This window comes from Gemella massiliensis (assembly GCF_900120125.1).
Classification (GTDB): domain Bacteria; phylum Bacillota; class Bacilli; order Staphylococcales; family Gemellaceae; genus Gemella; species Gemella massiliensis.
In genome coordinates, this window is sequence record NZ_LT635545.1 from 117,713 (window position 1) to 134,906 (window position 17,194).

Here is a 17,194-nt window from a genome sequence, read left to right on the forward strand (position 1 = left end):
TCCACAACTTCTAATTTGGTTAGTATCTTTTTCCATATAAACTTTTTGCTAAATTTGTATATTTTTTTATAAAATCTGTTTTTGCCTTGGTATATCCATCCCTATCATGTTCAAATTCTTTCCAAAGTGACAGTTTTAAAATTTCATATTCTTTGCCTATTTCCTTATGCTCATTCAAATAATCTCTAAAATACAGTTCATCATTATCTCCAACAAGTCTAATATGAAGATGGAATACTTTTTCTGCAAATCCTTGTTCTGTGTACCCTTTATTTAATGTAATGCGGGTTTCAGTCATATTCATACAAAGCCAACTATTATTTATGAGAATATTTTTAACAAAATCTAAATCCGCCTTGTCGTTTACTTCAACCAATATATCCACAATATTTTTTGACAATATTCCTAATATAGCTGTGCTACCGATATGAGATATTCTTTTTATACTTTTACTCGGCACTGCTGATAATATCAATTTTCTTTCTTCTTCATACCATTTTATCCACTCTTTATTATGTTCAACTAGAAATATCGGAAACAGTTGCCAAAGTTCTTTTAAACTCATTTCTTCCAATTTTTTATTCATGCCTAACCTCTACAATTCTAATTTATATCCTCACGATATAATTACCTGAATAAGCAACTATAATATTTATTTCATTATAAAGTCCATTCAATGCACTTTCGTCTTTTAACTTAATTTTGCTCATCTTCTTCCTTTTCATAATCATCATCAAAACTAAACACATCATTAGGAGTACAATCAAGTACCTTTCATATTTTCTGTTGAATTATATTTTTTAATAATAATTTTTATCTTATTAACTCCATTACACTTCTTATTTTATAAGTCGGAATTATATTTGTGATGTTCTCTATATCTTCTGCGTTTATCCAACAGGTATCTATTCCAAAATTATTCCCACCTAGTATGTCAGATACCAGATTATCTCCTATCATCAATACTTCACTTTTATTTTTACTTCCAATTATTTCAAATACTTTTTCAAAAAATTCTTTATCAGGTTTTTTATACCCTAATTCTTCTGAAATAAATATATAATCAAAATATTCATCTAGTTTATTATTTTTAAATCGGGTGCGTTGAGTTGCCGCTACGCCGTTAGTAGCGATATAAAGTTTATGAGTTTGTGCTAATTTTTTTAAAAGTTCCGGTACTCCTTTAAATACTTGGTTACCTTCTGCCAGATAAATTCTATACTCCTTATCATACTTCTCATCATTAACTTCTTTATTTAATAAACTAAAAAAACGTTTAAACCTCCCCTTAGTTACATCTTTACTGCTAAGCTCTCCTAATTCAAGTTTTCTCCACAATGATTTATTTATTGTAATATATTTTTCAAATAAATCATCACTATATTCTATATTATGGTTTAACAATAATTTTTTAAATGCTCTTCTTTCCGCTTTTTTAAAATCTAATAATGTATCATCTAAATCAAATAATAAATACTTATACTGCGTTAAATTCATCACCAGTTCTCCTCTATTATATTATTTTTATTATAACATAAATTTTGCTATTTTCCTTTTTAGGTGTAATACCTCAATTATTATATATTATATAAGTAAAAAAGCAATCACTCGTGTTTTGAATGATTGCTTAGTTTTTATTAAGTTTAAACCCTTGTCACCATTTCCATTTTAAAATAAACTGTTACTTTGACCCCATTAACAACTACCTAATTAATCAAAATATACCAAAGTTCCTCTTAAAAATTTATGATGAGTTTTTTTCTACTAAAATAAAATTTCAAAGAACTTACCTCTGAGAAAAATATTTCTTCTCAAATTTTTACTATAAAGTCTTTAAGATACTTTTTTCTTTAATAATTTTATCAAATCCATATATTTCCAAAGTTGTTTTTCCTTGTTTCAACTTCCTAATAACTTCCACCTCATGATCGAATTTAGCCAAAGCTTTTTCAAATACTTTATCTTCATATTCTTTAGGAATGACGACAACACCGTCACAATCACCAACTATAATATCTCCTGGATTGATCTGAATACCTCCACAGTGAACCGGTATATCCAACTGAGCTAGACTTTCTTTTACCGTACCTGATGGGTTAAATCCTCTTGAAAAGACAGGAAACCCAAGTTTTTTTATATCTTCAGCATCTCGACAGCTACCATCAATAACAATCCCGGCAAGCCCATGGAGTTTGCACGCTGTTGCCATAATATCTCCAAAATGACCTGCGTTGACATATCCATGAAGGTCTAATATCAAAACATCTCCCGGTTTTGAGGCATAAATTGCCTGATGAAGTGCTAAATTATCTCCTGGAAAACATCTGGCCGTAAAAGCTCTGCCAACCATCTTCATTCTAAAATCTACAGGTTTAATCGCTGTATCCATAACTCCTTGATTGGGAACTAAATTATTATTATCTGCAATATTTCCTGTTGGTAATTTTAATAATTTTTGTCTTACTTCCTCTGTTAAATTCATACTTTCCCTACCTTTCTGAAGTTTTTGTAATCAATGTGTAATTTTCATCAAGAATTCCATCTTTTTTATCTTTCCATAGTCTATATGGAACGCTCACGATTAATGGTATCAACATAACAGGTCCTACTATCATTGTAAATCCACCATAACCGTATTTAATAATATTAATCAAACCTAGGCTTGATCCAAATGTACAAATCAATACAAAAATTATAGCAATTAAAAATTTTCGTACTGAAATACTACTGTTTTTCCATTTCTTTGCAAGCAATGGCTCAAAACGATTACAAACTGTAAATATAAAGGCAACCGAGCTTGAAACCATAGCACCAATGGCAAATATAGCATATAAAATTTTAGAAAAATTTCCGGAGTTTGAAAGTGTGTCAATTGCCCAAAGTGTTGGAATGTCTTCTTTCATAATATCCGGCATTCCTGCAGAAAAGATATATGTAAAAATCATAGTAGAACCTGCACATAGCACTGCAGTTACAGTAGATTGTAAGATAATATCTTTTCTCGTTTTTAGAACACCTCGTGATGCCGGTACACAGGCATCATAACCATTCATGAAAAAGACAACAATAGTCAACATCGAAAACCAGGCTTGCGATGCTGAAAACCCATAAGATGTATAGGAAATATGTTCTTCCAAATAATTATTAGCAAGAGGGATAGCATTTTTAAGACAGATAATTGCTACTCCTGCACAAACTAATAATACGGCAATTCCAAAGATAGCTCCCATCTTACGAAGAACTCCAGCCCCTAAGAGTGCAAACAGCAACACTAGAATACAAAAACCAATAGTTCCAATAATTCTTGGCACGCCAAATATCTGATTTAACAGAATTGCTGTTGTGGAAATTTGTGCTGATAAGGCAATCAGAACAACTGAAATAACCTGAATTTCTTTAAAAGTTCCGAAAAAAAGTTGCAATCTTTTAGGTCGATAAATAGTGTTATAGGCATCTCTATAAGACACCGGTTGATAAATTCGATTAACTTCAAAGAGAAGAATACTAAAAACAAAGCATAACAAACCTGCTAATGCTGGGCCGAGAAAAATACCAATCCATCCTTTATTGTTAAAATAAGAAACCGTCTGTGTTCCTGAAGCAAAGCCCGGACCAACATATGCAGTGTACATGATGGCAGAAAGCGAAAGAATTGCTGCCGTTTTTTTACGAGATGTTGCTACCATAAAAATCCCTCCTTTTATTTATTCTTAGATTGTAGATTATGATAGCCGAATCTTTCACGTGCTACTTTCAAAGTACTACCATTTTTTACTTCAGCAATAATCTTTTGTTCTACTTCTTCAATATGTTTAGCAATTACAAGAACTTCTTCTGCTCGTTCTTTTGGAATTACTAATACACCCGAATCATCTCCAAGAATAATATCCCCCGGGCGAACTTGAACTCCGGAAATAGCAATCGGAATATTCACCGCATCGACCGTTACACGTTCCTTTCCTGTAACCATATATTTACCCTTTGTATAAACTCCATAATCTAATTCTTTGATACCGTCAACATCACGACAGACACCATCAATCACCGTTCCTTCAATTCCCTTTGTTTTTGCTGTATAGGTCATAATATCTCCCCATACTGTGCAATAAGTTCGTTCGCCATTATCAATGACCACAACCTGCCCAGGTTCTACATCATCAATAAAATCTCCTACATTGCCTTTTTCTAGTCCACAGGGGATATAATGAACCGTAAATGCTTCTCCACAGATTTTATTCCCACCGGCAACCGCTTGAATTCCTAGTAAACCACAAGAAATCCCTAGTTTATCCATTGCATCTGAAATACTGGCTGTATCCACTTTTTTTATAGCTGCGATTAATTGTTTTTGTTCCATAATGGTAACTCCTTTGTTTTAATAATAATTTTCAAGGTTCAGTACTGTATTCTGAGTTTTGTTTTTCTATGATTTTAATATATCATATAATATATTACTTGTAAAACAGATATTTTTGATATAAAATATCAATAAATTCGTTATTTATAAAACGAAAATAAATGTGAAAACGAAGGAGAATATAAAAATGTTTTATGAACAAATAGAAACTTTTTTAACAACTGTTACTTACGGAAGTATTTCAGCTGCTGCAAAGTATTTGTATGTATCACAATCAACAGTTTCTTCAAGACTTCAACAACTTGAAAATGAATTAGGAGTACAACTTTTAATACGAAACAAAGGTCATAGGAGAGTGGAACTTACAAATTATGGACATTCATTCATTCCAATTGCAAGCCAATGGGCTTCTCTTTGGAAGGACACCCAACATCTAAAAGATATTGAAAATATACAAACTTTAACAATCGCCAGTGTGGATGCAGTGAACAACTATACTTTCGTATCATTTTTTAAAAAATTCATGTCCACACATCCAAATATTCGTCTGAATATAAGAACTCACCATTCTTCTGAGATATATTCATTGGTGGAAGACCGCATTGCTGACATAGGTTTTGTCTTTTCAAGAATTAACTATCCTGATGTTGTTAGTAAACCTATTTATCGAGAACTTATGTATCTCATCTGTAGCAAAAACAGCCCTTATCATAACGATATGGACTGTGGTGAGTTACCTACCGAAAAAGAAGTTTTACTGAACTGGGGGTTAGATTATAAAAGTTGGCACGACCTTCATTTCAACCCATCTTGCCACCCTGCCTTAAGCATTAATACCGGTTCCATGCTTCAACGATACATTCAAGATGACAGTTGGGGAGTTGCACCAATGTCCGTAATCAACGGCGCCATGCGTTCTAATCCTAATCTGACTTTTTTCACATTAACAACCCCACCGCCTCCTCGGATTTGCTATATTATTAGAAACCCATATCCAAATGTAAATAATTCAAAGCTGATTGAAGAGTTTGAACAAGAATTAACTTCATTTATTTCTGATGATGAAAATATCTGTTCTTTTGAAAATTGGATGTTAAACGATTAAATTAGCTACGATTTTTTTAAAAATTATTTTAAATTAAAAAATAGATGAGATAAATTTTATCCAATCTATCTCATCTTCAATATTATTTTTTATCTTCAAAATATTATCTTACTTACAGTATTCTCTTTTCGTTAAATAATTAATAATTAGTTATTTTGCAATATCTTTATGTGCTATTATACTTCTATAACCGTATAATATGCGGTTCTACTTTATCATCATGATTTGCTAATACTTCAATACAATTTTCATTTATTGTATGAGTTTTAACCCAATCAAGTGATTTTTGTGCTTGTTCTCTATTTTCGACAACACCCGGTGTTAAGTTTTCTTCCCACGAACGTGCTGCATAACCCGCATTCGACGCCAATAATACATAGTGTTCATCATTCAAACTTTTAACTTTTGTTGCACATAATCCCTTACTATGACCGGATATTGAAATAACAAATTTTTTATTTGATGTGTTCTATTATTAATATGCCATCCTGTATCAATTAGAATTAATCCTTTTGGGTGTTCTATCAAGTAAATTGAAACCAGAATAGAAATTTGTTGTTTTTTTGAGCGAAATATCCCCGTCCACGCTATTTTATTTTCTCCTTTTTTATAAAATGACAATGCTTCATCAACGATTACTCTCCCGATATGTAATATATGTATTTTTATAGCTTTATTACCATCTCTGTAAATTATTAAATATATTTTATAACCTAAAATAAAATTTATCAATACAAAAAATAACTTTTTTAAAATAGCTAAACTTCTTTTTCTAATCTATAATTAATTTATAATTCCTGCTTCAATTATAAATTTTTCCTATTTATTTTTAACTTTACTTTTTCTATTAAATACTAAATTCATTACAATTGCGACAATCGTTCCCAATACTATTCCACTATCCGTAAATACTCTTATAAACTCCGGTAGTTTGGCAAAAGCTGTCGGTACTGTTGTAACTCCTAATCCTAATCCTACCGAACAGGCAATAATCATTAGATTTTCTTGCTTTGCAAAATCTGTACTCCCCAACATTTTTACCCCATAAGCGAGTACCATTCCAAACATACTAATCATCGCACCACCAAGAACCGGCTGAGGTACTATGGTTGCTAATGCCCCAATTTTCGGTATTGAACCAAACACTAGTAACAATAATACCATAACATACATTACTTTTTTGCTCTTTACTCCGGAAATTTGAACAAGTCCGACATTTTGAGAGTATGTAGTATATGGAAAGGCGTTGACGCTTGAACCTAACATTACTGCTAATCCTTCTGCTAAATATCCTCTTCTTAAATCTTGCTCTCCAATTTTTTTATCGCAAATATTTCCAAGTGCATAATATACCCCCGTAGATTCTATCATGCTTACTATTCCAACAATAACAAAGGTTAAAATGGCACTGCTCTTAAATTCAAATCCCGAAAATTTAAACGGCGTAGGATGTTGAAACCATCCGGCTTGACCTACTTCTGCAAAACTTACCATTCCCATAAAATTTGCCAACACTGTCCCTATTACAAGACCTAATAAAATAGCTATTGAATGAATAAATCCTGTTGTAAATTTATAAATTATTAAAATAATAATCAATGTTACAAATGCCAATAGAATATTTTTAGGATTCCCAAAATCAGCTGATCCCTGCCCTCCGGCTATATAATTCATCGCTACCGGAACTAAAGTAATTCCAATAATTGTCACTACACTACCGGTTACTACGGGTGGAAACAACTTAGCCACTTTAGCAAAAAACGGTGATATAAGAACAACAACCAATCCTGAAATAAAAATTGCTCCATACATTGTAGCAAGCCCGAAATTTTTTCCAATAGAGATCATCGGTGCTACTGCTGTAAAAGTACAACCGAGAACAACCGGTAACCCAATACCGACAAATTTACCTTTATAAACTTGTAGAAAAGTTGCAACTCCACACATAAATATATCAACAGAAACTAAATATGTTGTCTGTTCAGAAGAAAGTCCTAGCCCCGCTGCTACAATAATGGGAACAATAACAGCTCCCGCATACATAGCAAGTACGTGTTGTAAACTCAAAATAAATGTTTTCAAAATAATATCTCCTTATAGTTTTTGTAACACAAATAATACCTTATGAAAATTTTTTATAAAATTTAATAATAATATATTAAAATAAAAAATCGCCCCTTTAAATAAAAGTAGGCAATTTTCTTTAGTTTCTTAATATATTCAATTTAAAGTTATTAAATAAAATATAATATAAAAAATGCCCATAGTCATCTAATTTAAGGTCAGATGGTAGAAACTTGCAAGCCGTATTCTTGCCTTTATATGTGCTATATACATTTAGTTATAATATCAATTTTTCTTACTATTTGCAAGAGATAACAGTCATATTTTTAAAATTTATATCCTATAAATCTTTAATTTATTCTTATGATAGACTGCTATAATTTATAAAACCATTTATAATCAGACTTGAAATTCTAATTATAAATGGTCTATATTTAATATTTCTACATTACTCCGGCTACATGTGCTAAAATACCTAATGCGAACAATCCGAAGATTATTATGATTGGGCTTACTTTACGTTTTAATAGCCACATACATACGAATGTTAATAGTAATGCCGCAAAGCCCGGAATAAGTTGGTTTAAGTTATCTTGCAATGTTGTTACTTTTTCCGGTGTTAAAGAATATTCTCCACTTTGCACTTTTGTAATAATATCTTGAAGTACACCACCTGTAATATGTTCTTTTTCTCCAGGGAAATGAATAAATGCCTTATCATCTAACGGTACTTTTGATACTACTAACGGGAAGCTGATATTAGTCCAACGTTGAACTAAAATACCCATTACGAACATACCAAGAATTGATGCACCTTTTGTAACTTTTTGTAAGATACCGCCTGAAAGGTCACTAGTAATTTCTGAACCTTTTTTGTAACCAAATTCCTGTGTATACCATAGGAAACCTATACGTATAGCATTCCATGCGATAAAGAATAACAAAGGTCCTAAAATAGAACCACCTAAAGCTAGTGACGCTGCAATAGCTCCTAAAATTGGTCGAACTGTAAACCAAAATACAGGATCTCCAATACCGGCTAACGGCCCCATCATTCCGACCTTAACACCTTGGATAGCTGCATCATCAATTTCCGCACCATTTGCACGATCTTCCTCAAGAGCAAGTGTTACCCCAAGGATAGGTGCTGCAATATATGGGTGTGTGTTAAAAAATTCTAAATGACGTTTTAATGCTTGAGTTGCATCTTCTTTATTCGGATATAATTTTTTAAGTGCCGGGATTAGAGCGAATGCCCAACCACCATTTTGCATACGTTCATAGTTCCATGATCCTTGAAGGAACTGAGAACGCAACATAACGCTACGACGATCTTTTTTACTTAATGTAACTTTTCTCTCCATTATTCGTTCCTCCTACTAATAATCATTTAATATATCACCTAATGGATCACCTGATGAGGCAGATCCACCGCCACCACCTTTTCTATTAGAAAGATTTAGGTAAACAATAGCGATACATAATCCGATAATACCTGTCGCAATAAGTGTCAATTCTTTTAACGGTGCTAATGCAAAACCTAAGAAGAAGAATGGCCATACTTCTTTTGTCGCCATTAGATTAATTACCATAGCGAAACCTACTGCTACTACCATACCACCACCGATAGTCATACCTTTTGAGAACCATTCCGGTAGTGCCTCTAAACCACTTTTAACCGCTTCTGACGGAATAAACATTAGTAAACCTGCCGGAATTGCTACACGTAATCCTTGCATACATAATGCTACATAATGCCAGAATTGAACTCCCGCAAAATTACCGTTTTCTGCCGCACTATCAGCACGGTGTACTATTACCACCGCCAATGTACGAACTGCCATTGTTAATACTAATCCTACTGTTGCTAATGTGATAGCTGCTGCAATCGCAATGTTACGTCCATCAGCAGAAAAATTAGCAGCTTTTACAAAAATAATCGCTGATGCTACTGATGCCAATGCTGCATCTGGTGCAACAGCTGCACCGATATTTGCCCATCCCAAAGCTAGTAATTGTAACGCACCACCTAAAATGATACATTCTGTTAAATGTCCCGTAGCCAAACCGATTAGCGAACATGCAATAATTGGTTGATGGAATTGGAATTGATCTAAGATACTTTCCATACCTGCTAAAAAAGCAACTACAAGGACTAAAATCACTGAAAGAATATTAAAATCCATTGTGTCCTCCTAATATAAATACATAATTAAATTATAATTTTAAACCTTCGTTTGATTTTGCTTCAATTAATTTGAATAAATCTACCGGGCTATCGCTCAATACTTTACGAACATCAAATTTGACACCTAAATCACGAAGTTTTTTATAGACATCTACATCATCTTGATCTAATGATAAAACATTATTAATTTGAACTTTTCCTACAGAGTGTGCCATTGAACCGATATTTAATTCAGGAATTTCTACACCTTTTTCAATAACTGTTAATGCGTCTTGCGGTGTTTCAAATAACAATAACGCTTTAGTATCTCCAAAACGCGGATCATTATACACTTGAACAAGTTTATCTAATGGAATTACGTGAGCACGTACTCCGGGAGGAGCTGCTTGCTCAATAAGTTTTTTACGCAATTCATCTTTTGATACTGAATCTGATACAATAATAATTCTGTTAGGATTTGTAGATTTTGTCCAGTTAGTCGCTACTTGTCCGTGTAGTAAACGTGTATCAATACGTGCCAGTACAAATTTAATTTTGCCGTCACCCAAAACCGTCCCTTCCGGAATAGTGCTTTGTGCAACCGATTGTTGTTTAACCGGCTCTTGTTTCGGTTGAAGTTCTTCAGGGCGAACTTTCACACCGTCAATCGCTGTTGGAGCGATAGCTTTGGCTATCTCGTGTGCAGTTGTCATTGTTAATCTACTTGCATATGCTTCAATCAACATTGGCAAGTTAAGACCTGCGACGATAGCTCTTTTTTCCGGGGCTTCTTCAAACAGTTTATTCGCTTGATTAAATGGACTTCCACCCCATAAATCTACAAGGAAAAGAATTTCTTCAGAATCTACTTTTTTTGTAGCTTCTTGAAGTTTTCTTTGCAAGTCTTCCGGGCCTTCGTTTGGCATAAATACAACAGTTTCTACTTTTTCTTGTTCTCCGAAAATCATAGTTCCCGATTGCTTAATACCAGCAGCAAATTCACCGTGACTTGCGATGATAATTCCTACCATCCTAGTACCTCCTTTATTTATAAATTAATTTAATATGACGTGTACACCTTTGTATACAACATAAATTATATCATTTTACATAACGTTTGTAAATGTTTGTATTTTAGTCATTTCAAACATTGAATACGATTTCTAATGTTTATTTTTTTACTAATTAATATTTTTACATTATAAATGTTAAATAATCTTAGTTATAATTTGTTTTTCATCATGTTAATAACTAAATTATCTTGTTTATAATTATCAAAATTTAAAATAAGAAATACATTAAGAAAATTTTATTTTCATTTTTTCACTATATACTATTTTTATATTTTACATCAATATGTAGATAAAAATATATTTTTACTTTATATATACCCATAACAATAATAATATAAAATATAGAAATAGGAGCAACTCAAAAATCATAATTCCATTAGAAATTGATTTTATTAAGTCGCTCCCACACAATTCGTTAGTTTTGAAAAACTTTTTAAATAGTTTAAAATTAACGAACTACTGCATCTGTCTGCTAATAAGTAAATTCTATTAAATTTTTAACTTTAGATAAACCCCTATTTTTATATTATATTTTTATCCGGAAAAAGCATTCTCAAAACATCAAGTGATAATCTTCGTGATTTACCTTTATATGGATAAATATGCATCATCATCATAGGATTAAAGTTTGCTTCTATCACTCCATAATTATTGTTATCTACTTCCGATTTTATATCTGGTATTATTAAATCCACGCCACACACTTTTGCTAACATGGCATCCGAAATTTTTACAGCTAACTTTTTATAACTGCTGTGAACTTCATCTGTCATATCTATAGAATCACCACCGGTACTAATATTGGAATTTTCTCTTAAGTTTGCTACTTGTCCTTTTTTCAAAACTGTATGTATCGTTAACCCTTGCTCTTTTAATTGCAACTGTTCTATTTCGCCAAGCTCCAATTTTTTTAGAGGTGTTTTTTTGGCATCACCACGTAATGAACTGTTATTTTTTATTTCTACCAACTCTTCTATTGTATGAACTCCATCACCAACAACATTAGCCGGAACTCTAAGTAAAACAGCCTTTGTTTTACCCTCGATTACAAAAAAGCGATATTCCGTTCCTTCGATAAATTCTTCAATTATTACATCTTTATCTTCTTTTAGCGCTAAATTAATCGCTTCTGAATAGGTTTCTATATCATTTATCCCATACTTAAAAATGGTAATTCCTAATCCAAAATTTGTACTTTTAGGTTTAATGACAACAGGTTTATTTTTTATATAATTAAATACCATAACAGCATCATCTAAAGTTGATACTTCATACCCTTTAGGTACTCTAAAGCCTTGCTCAGCGAGAATTTTTTTCGTAACTATCTTATTTTCCATAATAAGTGGTGAAATATAACTATCTCTACTTGTCATATTTCCGTTTTTAACATACTCCACCTGATTATTCCACTCCAGACGTATAAATTGGTCATTTTCATCAATAATATCAACTTTAATTCCATTTCTTATTGCGTCTTCTATTAACGCTTGGGTAGATAGTTCCATATTTTCAAATGCCTTTAGTGAATAATAATTTTCCGTTGCTTGCTTTTTATATTTTTTTGCAAGTTTCATTCCCACCTCCAGCGGTGAAGTATTTTTATAATCTCTAACCAATCTGCCGCCTATTGTGAGTGTTGAATCTATTAATTCATTTTCTTTTTCTTCAATAAGAGTTAAGTCTGCTTCCGATAATTTTAGCTCTTTAACCATTTCCTTCATATTATCCAAAAGTTCCAAACCTTCTTCTAAATACTCAGGTTTTGACAAAGGGTGCGCCAAAGCTATCTTCTCACTGTACTCTTTTCCTATTTCTACCGATTTAACAGCATTTTTTTCATCTAACCATACTAAAGTTTTAATAAATAAATGAATAAAACGAATATCTTTTCCCAAAATTCCGAAAGGAGCATACGGATTTAAGTCGAATAGTCTAAATTCTATATACTTAATACCGTTATTTAAAAATTTTTTTACAGTATCTTCTCCTCTAAAACGGACGCTAGAGTAGAACTCTTTTTCTGCAATGAGTTTTCCGGTTTCTACATAAGATACTATATTATCAATATACTCTTCTAAAGAGTTATAAGATACAACAATATCTTCATCATTGACATAACCAAAACGGCTCATTCTTATACTTCTTACATAATCTTTCGGTTTATCATTACTATTATAATAATACTTATCCTCTACTAACGGACTTGCACCGTATAAATAAACAAGTAGCCACTGATAGCGAATAAATTGACGAGCCAATTTCATATAAATATTATTTTTTACATCTACTATATCTTTTTTTTCAATATCAGCTATAGACTTCATTAAATTATCAGATAACTGAAAATTATAATGAATACCCGAAACCATTTGTTTATATTTCCCGTATTTTTTTACTAAATACTCTCTATATTCTACATCCCATTTATCTTCAAACTGCGCTACCTTAATATCTTCTTCATTAGGTAATTTTACCGGAATACTAAGCGGCCATATAAATTCATCTTTAGGAAGATTTTTTAAAACAACTTCATGTATTGCCGCCAGATAACGAAGTACATTTTTTTCAGAGTTTTCAGGTGAAGTGATAAGCTCTATCTGAGATTCTGCAAAATCTGTTTGAATATATGGATGTTTTTGTCTTATTCCGAATGTTTTAGGATGACCTGTTTTAGAAATATCACCACTTTCCAGAACTCGTTGGCCTTCTTTTTCTATGCCAATTTTTACAGCATTAAACAATTCCTCAAGGTTATTTTCTTTAACAATTTTTCTAATATTCATAATACTCATCCTTTATAAAGTAATTTGATTAGTTACCATATTATCACAAATAACTAAAATATAATAGAAATTAGTACCAAACTTTGTGTAATAACAAAAAACTAAAAGAATTTAGTTCTGTTCAGTATAGAACTAAATTCTTTGTATAAATATTTATCTAACTTTGAAAATCAACTGTCTAAGAGGAGTTGCTTTATTTTCCAAACAGTCGTTGAATATCATTCCATGTAACTGCCAACATTAATGCCATTAACAATAAACCAAATGCAACAGTCATGTAATATTGAGCCTTCTTATTAATCGGTTTTTTAAATATTGCTTCGTAAATAACGAAAACAATACGACCGCCATCCAACACCGGTATCGGAATTAAATTCATAAGTCCTAAGTTTACACTTAGTATTCCTGTCCAACGCAATGTTGTAATTAACCCACTCTGAGCAGCCGCGCTGGACATTTCATAAATTGCCACCGGCCCTCCTAGTTGATTTAGACTAAATCCCCCTCTAAATATTGAAACAAATAAGTTAACAATACCTGTAAAAATCATCGTTCCGTAATACAATGTCTGAGAAAAGCCGTTTTTGATAGCTCTTAGATAATCTCTCTCATAGGCAGGATTAATACCTAACTTGTATGTTTTTACTTCTTTGCCTTTTTTTATCGTTGTATCTTCTTTCGGAGTTACTTTAATTTCTTGTGTTTGACCGTCACACACTACTTTTAGTGTTAATTCACTACCGTTAGAAGCAATAACTTTACTTGTCATTTCAGCCCATGTTGATACTTTTTCTCCATTAACCTCAGTAACTACATCACCGGATTTTAAACCTGCCGAAGCAGCGGGATAATTGGTTGCTAATTCTCCCAGACGTGTACTGTTAGTTGGAACGCCGCTATACAAAGATATTCCTAAAAATATCGCCAGTGCTAAAACAAAGTTCATTAACGGGCCTGCAAATAGTGTCCAGAATTTTTTCCCCCATGAATGTGATGAAAACATACGCTCAATGGGTGCGATTTGTTCTTCCATTCCATTAAAAACTACACAAGCATCTTTTCTTACACTATATCTTTCAATAGCTTCCCCAACAAAACCTTCAATAAATAATTGTTCAGTTAATTCAAAATCGTTTAATTCAATTGGTAATAAGTCAACATCATTTGTTTTATCAAGAATAATTTTCTCAACTTTATCATTATTATCTAATTTTAAACTAACGTGCATACCTTTTTTTAAATCATATGGTGATACATCATTGTTAAAATCAAAAACATTATCGGGCATCTTAACATAACCGCCAATTGGTAGTAAACGAATTGTAAAGTTTGTTTCTCCTATTTTTTTATGGAAAATCTTCGGCCCCATTCCTATTGCAAACTCTTGACATAAAATACCGGAACGTTTTGCAACTATAAAATGACCGAACTCATGTATTGTTACAACAACAAAAAATATTAATATAAATGCGATTATTCCTTGCATCTAATACTCCCTTCTATAAACTATGCTATTAAATTAAGCAACAATGCTAAGCATGGTGCTGCCAATATTACGGAGTCAAAACGATCAAAAATTCCGCCATGCCCCGGTAATAAATTACTACTATCTTTTACACCACATTCACGTTTGTAAGCTGACTCTATTAAATCACCTATCTGTCCAATGGCGCTAATTACCAATGTGATTATAACAGCCATAACTATATTAGTAAATATAGTTGTCATAAAGTAAAATAATAACGCTACTACAATTGATGATAGACTACCAATTACAGAACCTTCTATTGATTTATTCGGGCTAATATTTGGTGAAATTTTATTTTTTCCGAACTTCATTCCGCCTATATAAGCAAAACTATCAGTTACCCAAATTGTAAACAACAAATATAGTACATATGATAAGCCTAACTCACGTAACATAAATAGACTATAAAAACCAACAAAAACATAAGCAGTTAGAAATATAATAACACCAATTTCAGTGAGTTTTATCTTATGTCCACTTATTACTACTGTCATTAAAAAAGCTATGCCGATTAAAAAGAATACACTATAAAAATAAACAGCCGGCAAGGGATAATTAGTATAAATAATTGCTCCGGCTATCACACTAATTAATAATACTGAATTGTTTATTTTTTTAAATGTCATTTTATTTATTTCATACATAGCCAATATCCCAAGTATTGACGTCGTATATTTGAAATACCAATTACCCAGATATAATAATGGTACAAAAATAATTAAGGCAACTATCGCCGTTTTTACTCTAGTTTTCATTAAGACCTCCAAATCGTCTATCTCTACTCTGATATACCAATAGTGCATTATAAAACTCCGCTTCAGTGAAATCCGGCCATGCAACTTTGGTAAAAAGAAATTCACTATACGCTATTTGCCATAACAAAAAATTTGAAATACGCTGTTCCCCGGATGTTCTTATTAATAAATCCGGATCCGGCGTCCCTTTTGTATAAAGATTATTACTGATTATATCTGCATTAATATCACTAATATCACACTTTTCATTTTTTACATCACTTGCTATTTTTTTTACTGCCGAAACTATTTCATCTTTAGAACCGTAATTTAAAGCAAAAATCAAATGCAGTCCTGTATTATCCTTTGTCTGCTCAATAGCATTCAACACCGCTTTTTGAGTATTTTCTGGTAATTGTTCAACTACACCGATAACTTTAATCTTAACATTATTTTCCATTAATTCAGGCATAAAGCTACTGAACATTTTCTCCGGTAGATCCATCAAATAACTTACTTCTTCTTTCGGCCTCGCCCAATTCTCCGTAGAAAACGCATATAACGTTAAATATTTTATTCCTAATTTTGAAGCATATTTAGTAATTTTTTTTACGGTTTGCATACCCTCATAATGCCCTTTGATACGTGGCATATTTCTTTTTTTAGCCCAACGACCATTTCCATCCATAATAATAGCAACATGTGTTGGGATTTTTTTTAGTTTTTCATTTTCTGTTTTAATTTCAGGTTTATTTTTCTTTAAAAATTCAAACATATAACCTCCTGTGCAACACAACATATTATACCATAAATACAACTAAGCAACAAACTAAATACGATATAATCACAACTTAATATTGAAAAATGAAGTTTGTACATTTATAAATTACAATAAAGAATTTGTTTTACTGTTTTAAAAGTGGTATATAAATAAATTAATAACTATAATAATCAAATATGATTTTAAATAAAACGATAAGTTTTTCTAAAAAATTACACTTTATGCTGGAAAAATGATTAAAGTAGTGGTATAATAATTTCTGTTGTATGAAAAAGTTGTTAAGATAAATTTTATAGGAGGTTATATTCATGCGCGTAAATGTAACATTAGCTTGTACTGAATGTGGTGATAGAAACTACATTACTAAAAAGAATAAAAGAAATAATCCGGATCGTATTGAACTTAAAAAATACTGTCCAAGATTAAAAAAAGTGACTTTACACAGAGAAACTAAATAATAAAGTTAGAAAAGCCTTAAAGTATAAACGTTTAAGGCTTTTTGTTTTATACTCTATGCCCAAATTTCTGGGCATATGCCGGTTTTTTTAAAGGTTTATTTTTTCTTACTATCTAATAAAGCTTAACTAGTTGCCTTATTTATT

The 17,194-nt window shown here is 31.7% G+C and carries 17 protein-coding genes and 1 riboswitch; of the genes, 2 read left to right on the forward strand and 15 right to left on the reverse strand.

The genetic code is table 11. From position 1 onward, the window contains the following. Positions 1-19 precede the first annotated feature (19 nt). From BQ7358_RS03315 to BQ7358_RS03335, 5 genes are all read right to left on the reverse strand, one after another. A complete protein-coding gene (locus BQ7358_RS03315) occupies positions 20-586 on the reverse strand; it encodes a GrpB family protein (protein WP_062174316.1) in 567 nt (188 codons plus the stop codon). A 227-nt stretch (positions 587-813) separates the two neighbouring features. Then, positions 814-1,497 carry a YjjG family noncanonical pyrimidine nucleotidase gene (locus tag BQ7358_RS03320; RefSeq protein ID WP_062174318.1) on the reverse strand — a complete coding sequence of 228 codons (684 nt, stop codon included), beginning with the start codon at positions 1,495-1,497 and terminating at the stop codon, positions 814-816. A gap of 325 nt (positions 1,498-1,822) precedes the next feature. Beyond that, positions 1,823-2,482 carry an RraA family protein gene (locus BQ7358_RS03325; protein WP_062174320.1) on the reverse strand — a complete coding sequence of 220 codons (660 nt, stop codon included), beginning with the start codon at positions 2,480-2,482 and terminating at the stop codon, positions 1,823-1,825. Positions 2,483-2,489: 7 nt separating this feature from the next. Next, a complete protein-coding gene (locus tag BQ7358_RS03330; RefSeq protein ID WP_062174322.1) occupies positions 2,490-3,686 on the reverse strand; it encodes a hypothetical protein in 1,197 nt (398 codons plus the stop codon). A gap of 14 nt (positions 3,687-3,700) precedes the next feature. After that, a complete protein-coding gene (locus BQ7358_RS03335; RefSeq protein ID WP_062174324.1) occupies positions 3,701-4,357 on the reverse strand; it encodes an RraA family protein in 657 nt (218 codons plus the stop codon). A 163-nt stretch (positions 4,358-4,520) separates the two neighbouring features. Between BQ7358_RS03335 and BQ7358_RS03340 the strand changes: the two genes are divergently transcribed. After that, the gene (locus BQ7358_RS03340; protein ID WP_156439987.1) at positions 4,521-5,462 is read left to right on the forward strand and encodes a LysR family transcriptional regulator; all 942 of its coding nucleotides are present in this window, start codon (positions 4,521-4,523) and stop codon (positions 5,460-5,462) included. A 184-nt stretch (positions 5,463-5,646) separates the two neighbouring features. Here BQ7358_RS03340 and BQ7358_RS08965 read toward each other — a convergent pair whose 3' ends face one another. The 10 genes from BQ7358_RS08965 to BQ7358_RS03390 form a co-directional block, all read right to left on the reverse strand. Further along, the gene (locus BQ7358_RS08965; RefSeq protein ID WP_231723777.1) at positions 5,647-5,832 is read right to left on the reverse strand and encodes a hypothetical protein; all 186 of its coding nucleotides are present in this window, start codon (positions 5,830-5,832) and stop codon (positions 5,647-5,649) included. A gap of 20 nt (positions 5,833-5,852) precedes the next feature. Next, positions 5,853-6,194 (reverse strand): MBL fold metallo-hydrolase, encoded by a 342-nt coding sequence (locus BQ7358_RS08970; protein ID WP_072520214.1) that lies wholly within the window; start codon positions 6,192-6,194, stop codon positions 5,853-5,855. Positions 6,195-6,281: 87 nt separating this feature from the next. Further along, positions 6,282-7,544 (reverse strand): nucleobase:cation symporter-2 family protein, encoded by a 1,263-nt coding sequence (locus BQ7358_RS03355; protein ID WP_072520215.1) that lies wholly within the window; start codon positions 7,542-7,544, stop codon positions 6,282-6,284. A 162-nt stretch (positions 7,545-7,706) separates the two neighbouring features. Continuing rightward, positions 7,707-7,808, reverse strand: a riboswitch (purine riboswitch). 161 nt (positions 7,809-7,969) lie between these two features. Continuing rightward, positions 7,970-8,890, reverse strand: a complete 921-nt coding sequence (locus tag BQ7358_RS03360) for a PTS system mannose/fructose/sorbose family transporter subunit IID (RefSeq protein WP_174222365.1) — start codon at positions 8,888-8,890, stop codon at positions 7,970-7,972. Between the two features lie 15 nt (positions 8,891-8,905). After that, positions 8,906-9,712 (reverse strand): PTS mannose/fructose/sorbose transporter subunit IIC, encoded by an 807-nt coding sequence (locus BQ7358_RS03365; protein WP_062174334.1) that lies wholly within the window; start codon positions 9,710-9,712, stop codon positions 8,906-8,908. A 31-nt stretch (positions 9,713-9,743) separates the two neighbouring features. Beyond that, entirely contained in the window at positions 9,744-10,724 is a 981-nt protein-coding gene (locus BQ7358_RS03370; protein ID WP_062174336.1) for a mannose/fructose/sorbose PTS transporter subunit IIA, read from the reverse strand. A gap of 563 nt (positions 10,725-11,287) precedes the next feature. Continuing rightward, positions 11,288-13,549 carry a bifunctional glutamate--cysteine ligase GshA/glutathione synthetase GshB gene (gene gshAB / locus BQ7358_RS03375; protein ID WP_072520216.1) on the reverse strand — a complete coding sequence of 754 codons (2,262 nt, stop codon included), beginning with the start codon at positions 13,547-13,549 and terminating at the stop codon, positions 11,288-11,290. A gap of 193 nt (positions 13,550-13,742) precedes the next feature. Continuing rightward, the gene (gene rseP, locus BQ7358_RS03380; RefSeq protein WP_062174341.1) at positions 13,743-15,035 is read right to left on the reverse strand and encodes an RIP metalloprotease RseP; all 1,293 of its coding nucleotides are present in this window, start codon (positions 15,033-15,035) and stop codon (positions 13,743-13,745) included. 20 nt (positions 15,036-15,055) lie between these two features. Next, positions 15,056-15,832: a phosphatidate cytidylyltransferase gene (locus BQ7358_RS03385; RefSeq protein ID WP_062174343.1), complete on the reverse strand. Its 777-nt coding sequence runs from the start codon at positions 15,830-15,832 to the stop codon at positions 15,056-15,058. After that, positions 15,822-16,586, reverse strand: a complete 765-nt coding sequence (locus BQ7358_RS03390) for an undecaprenyl pyrophosphate synthase (protein WP_062174345.1) — start codon at positions 16,584-16,586, stop codon at positions 15,822-15,824. The genes BQ7358_RS03385 and BQ7358_RS03390 overlap by 11 nt, the downstream gene beginning before the upstream one ends. A gap of 314 nt (positions 16,587-16,900) precedes the next feature. On the opposite strand from BQ7358_RS03390, the gene rpmG reads away from it, so the two are divergent. Further along, entirely contained in the window at positions 16,901-17,050 is a 150-nt protein-coding gene (gene rpmG, locus BQ7358_RS03395) for a 50S ribosomal protein L33 (protein WP_003145675.1), read from the forward strand. The last annotated feature ends 144 nt before the right edge of the window (positions 17,051-17,194 follow it).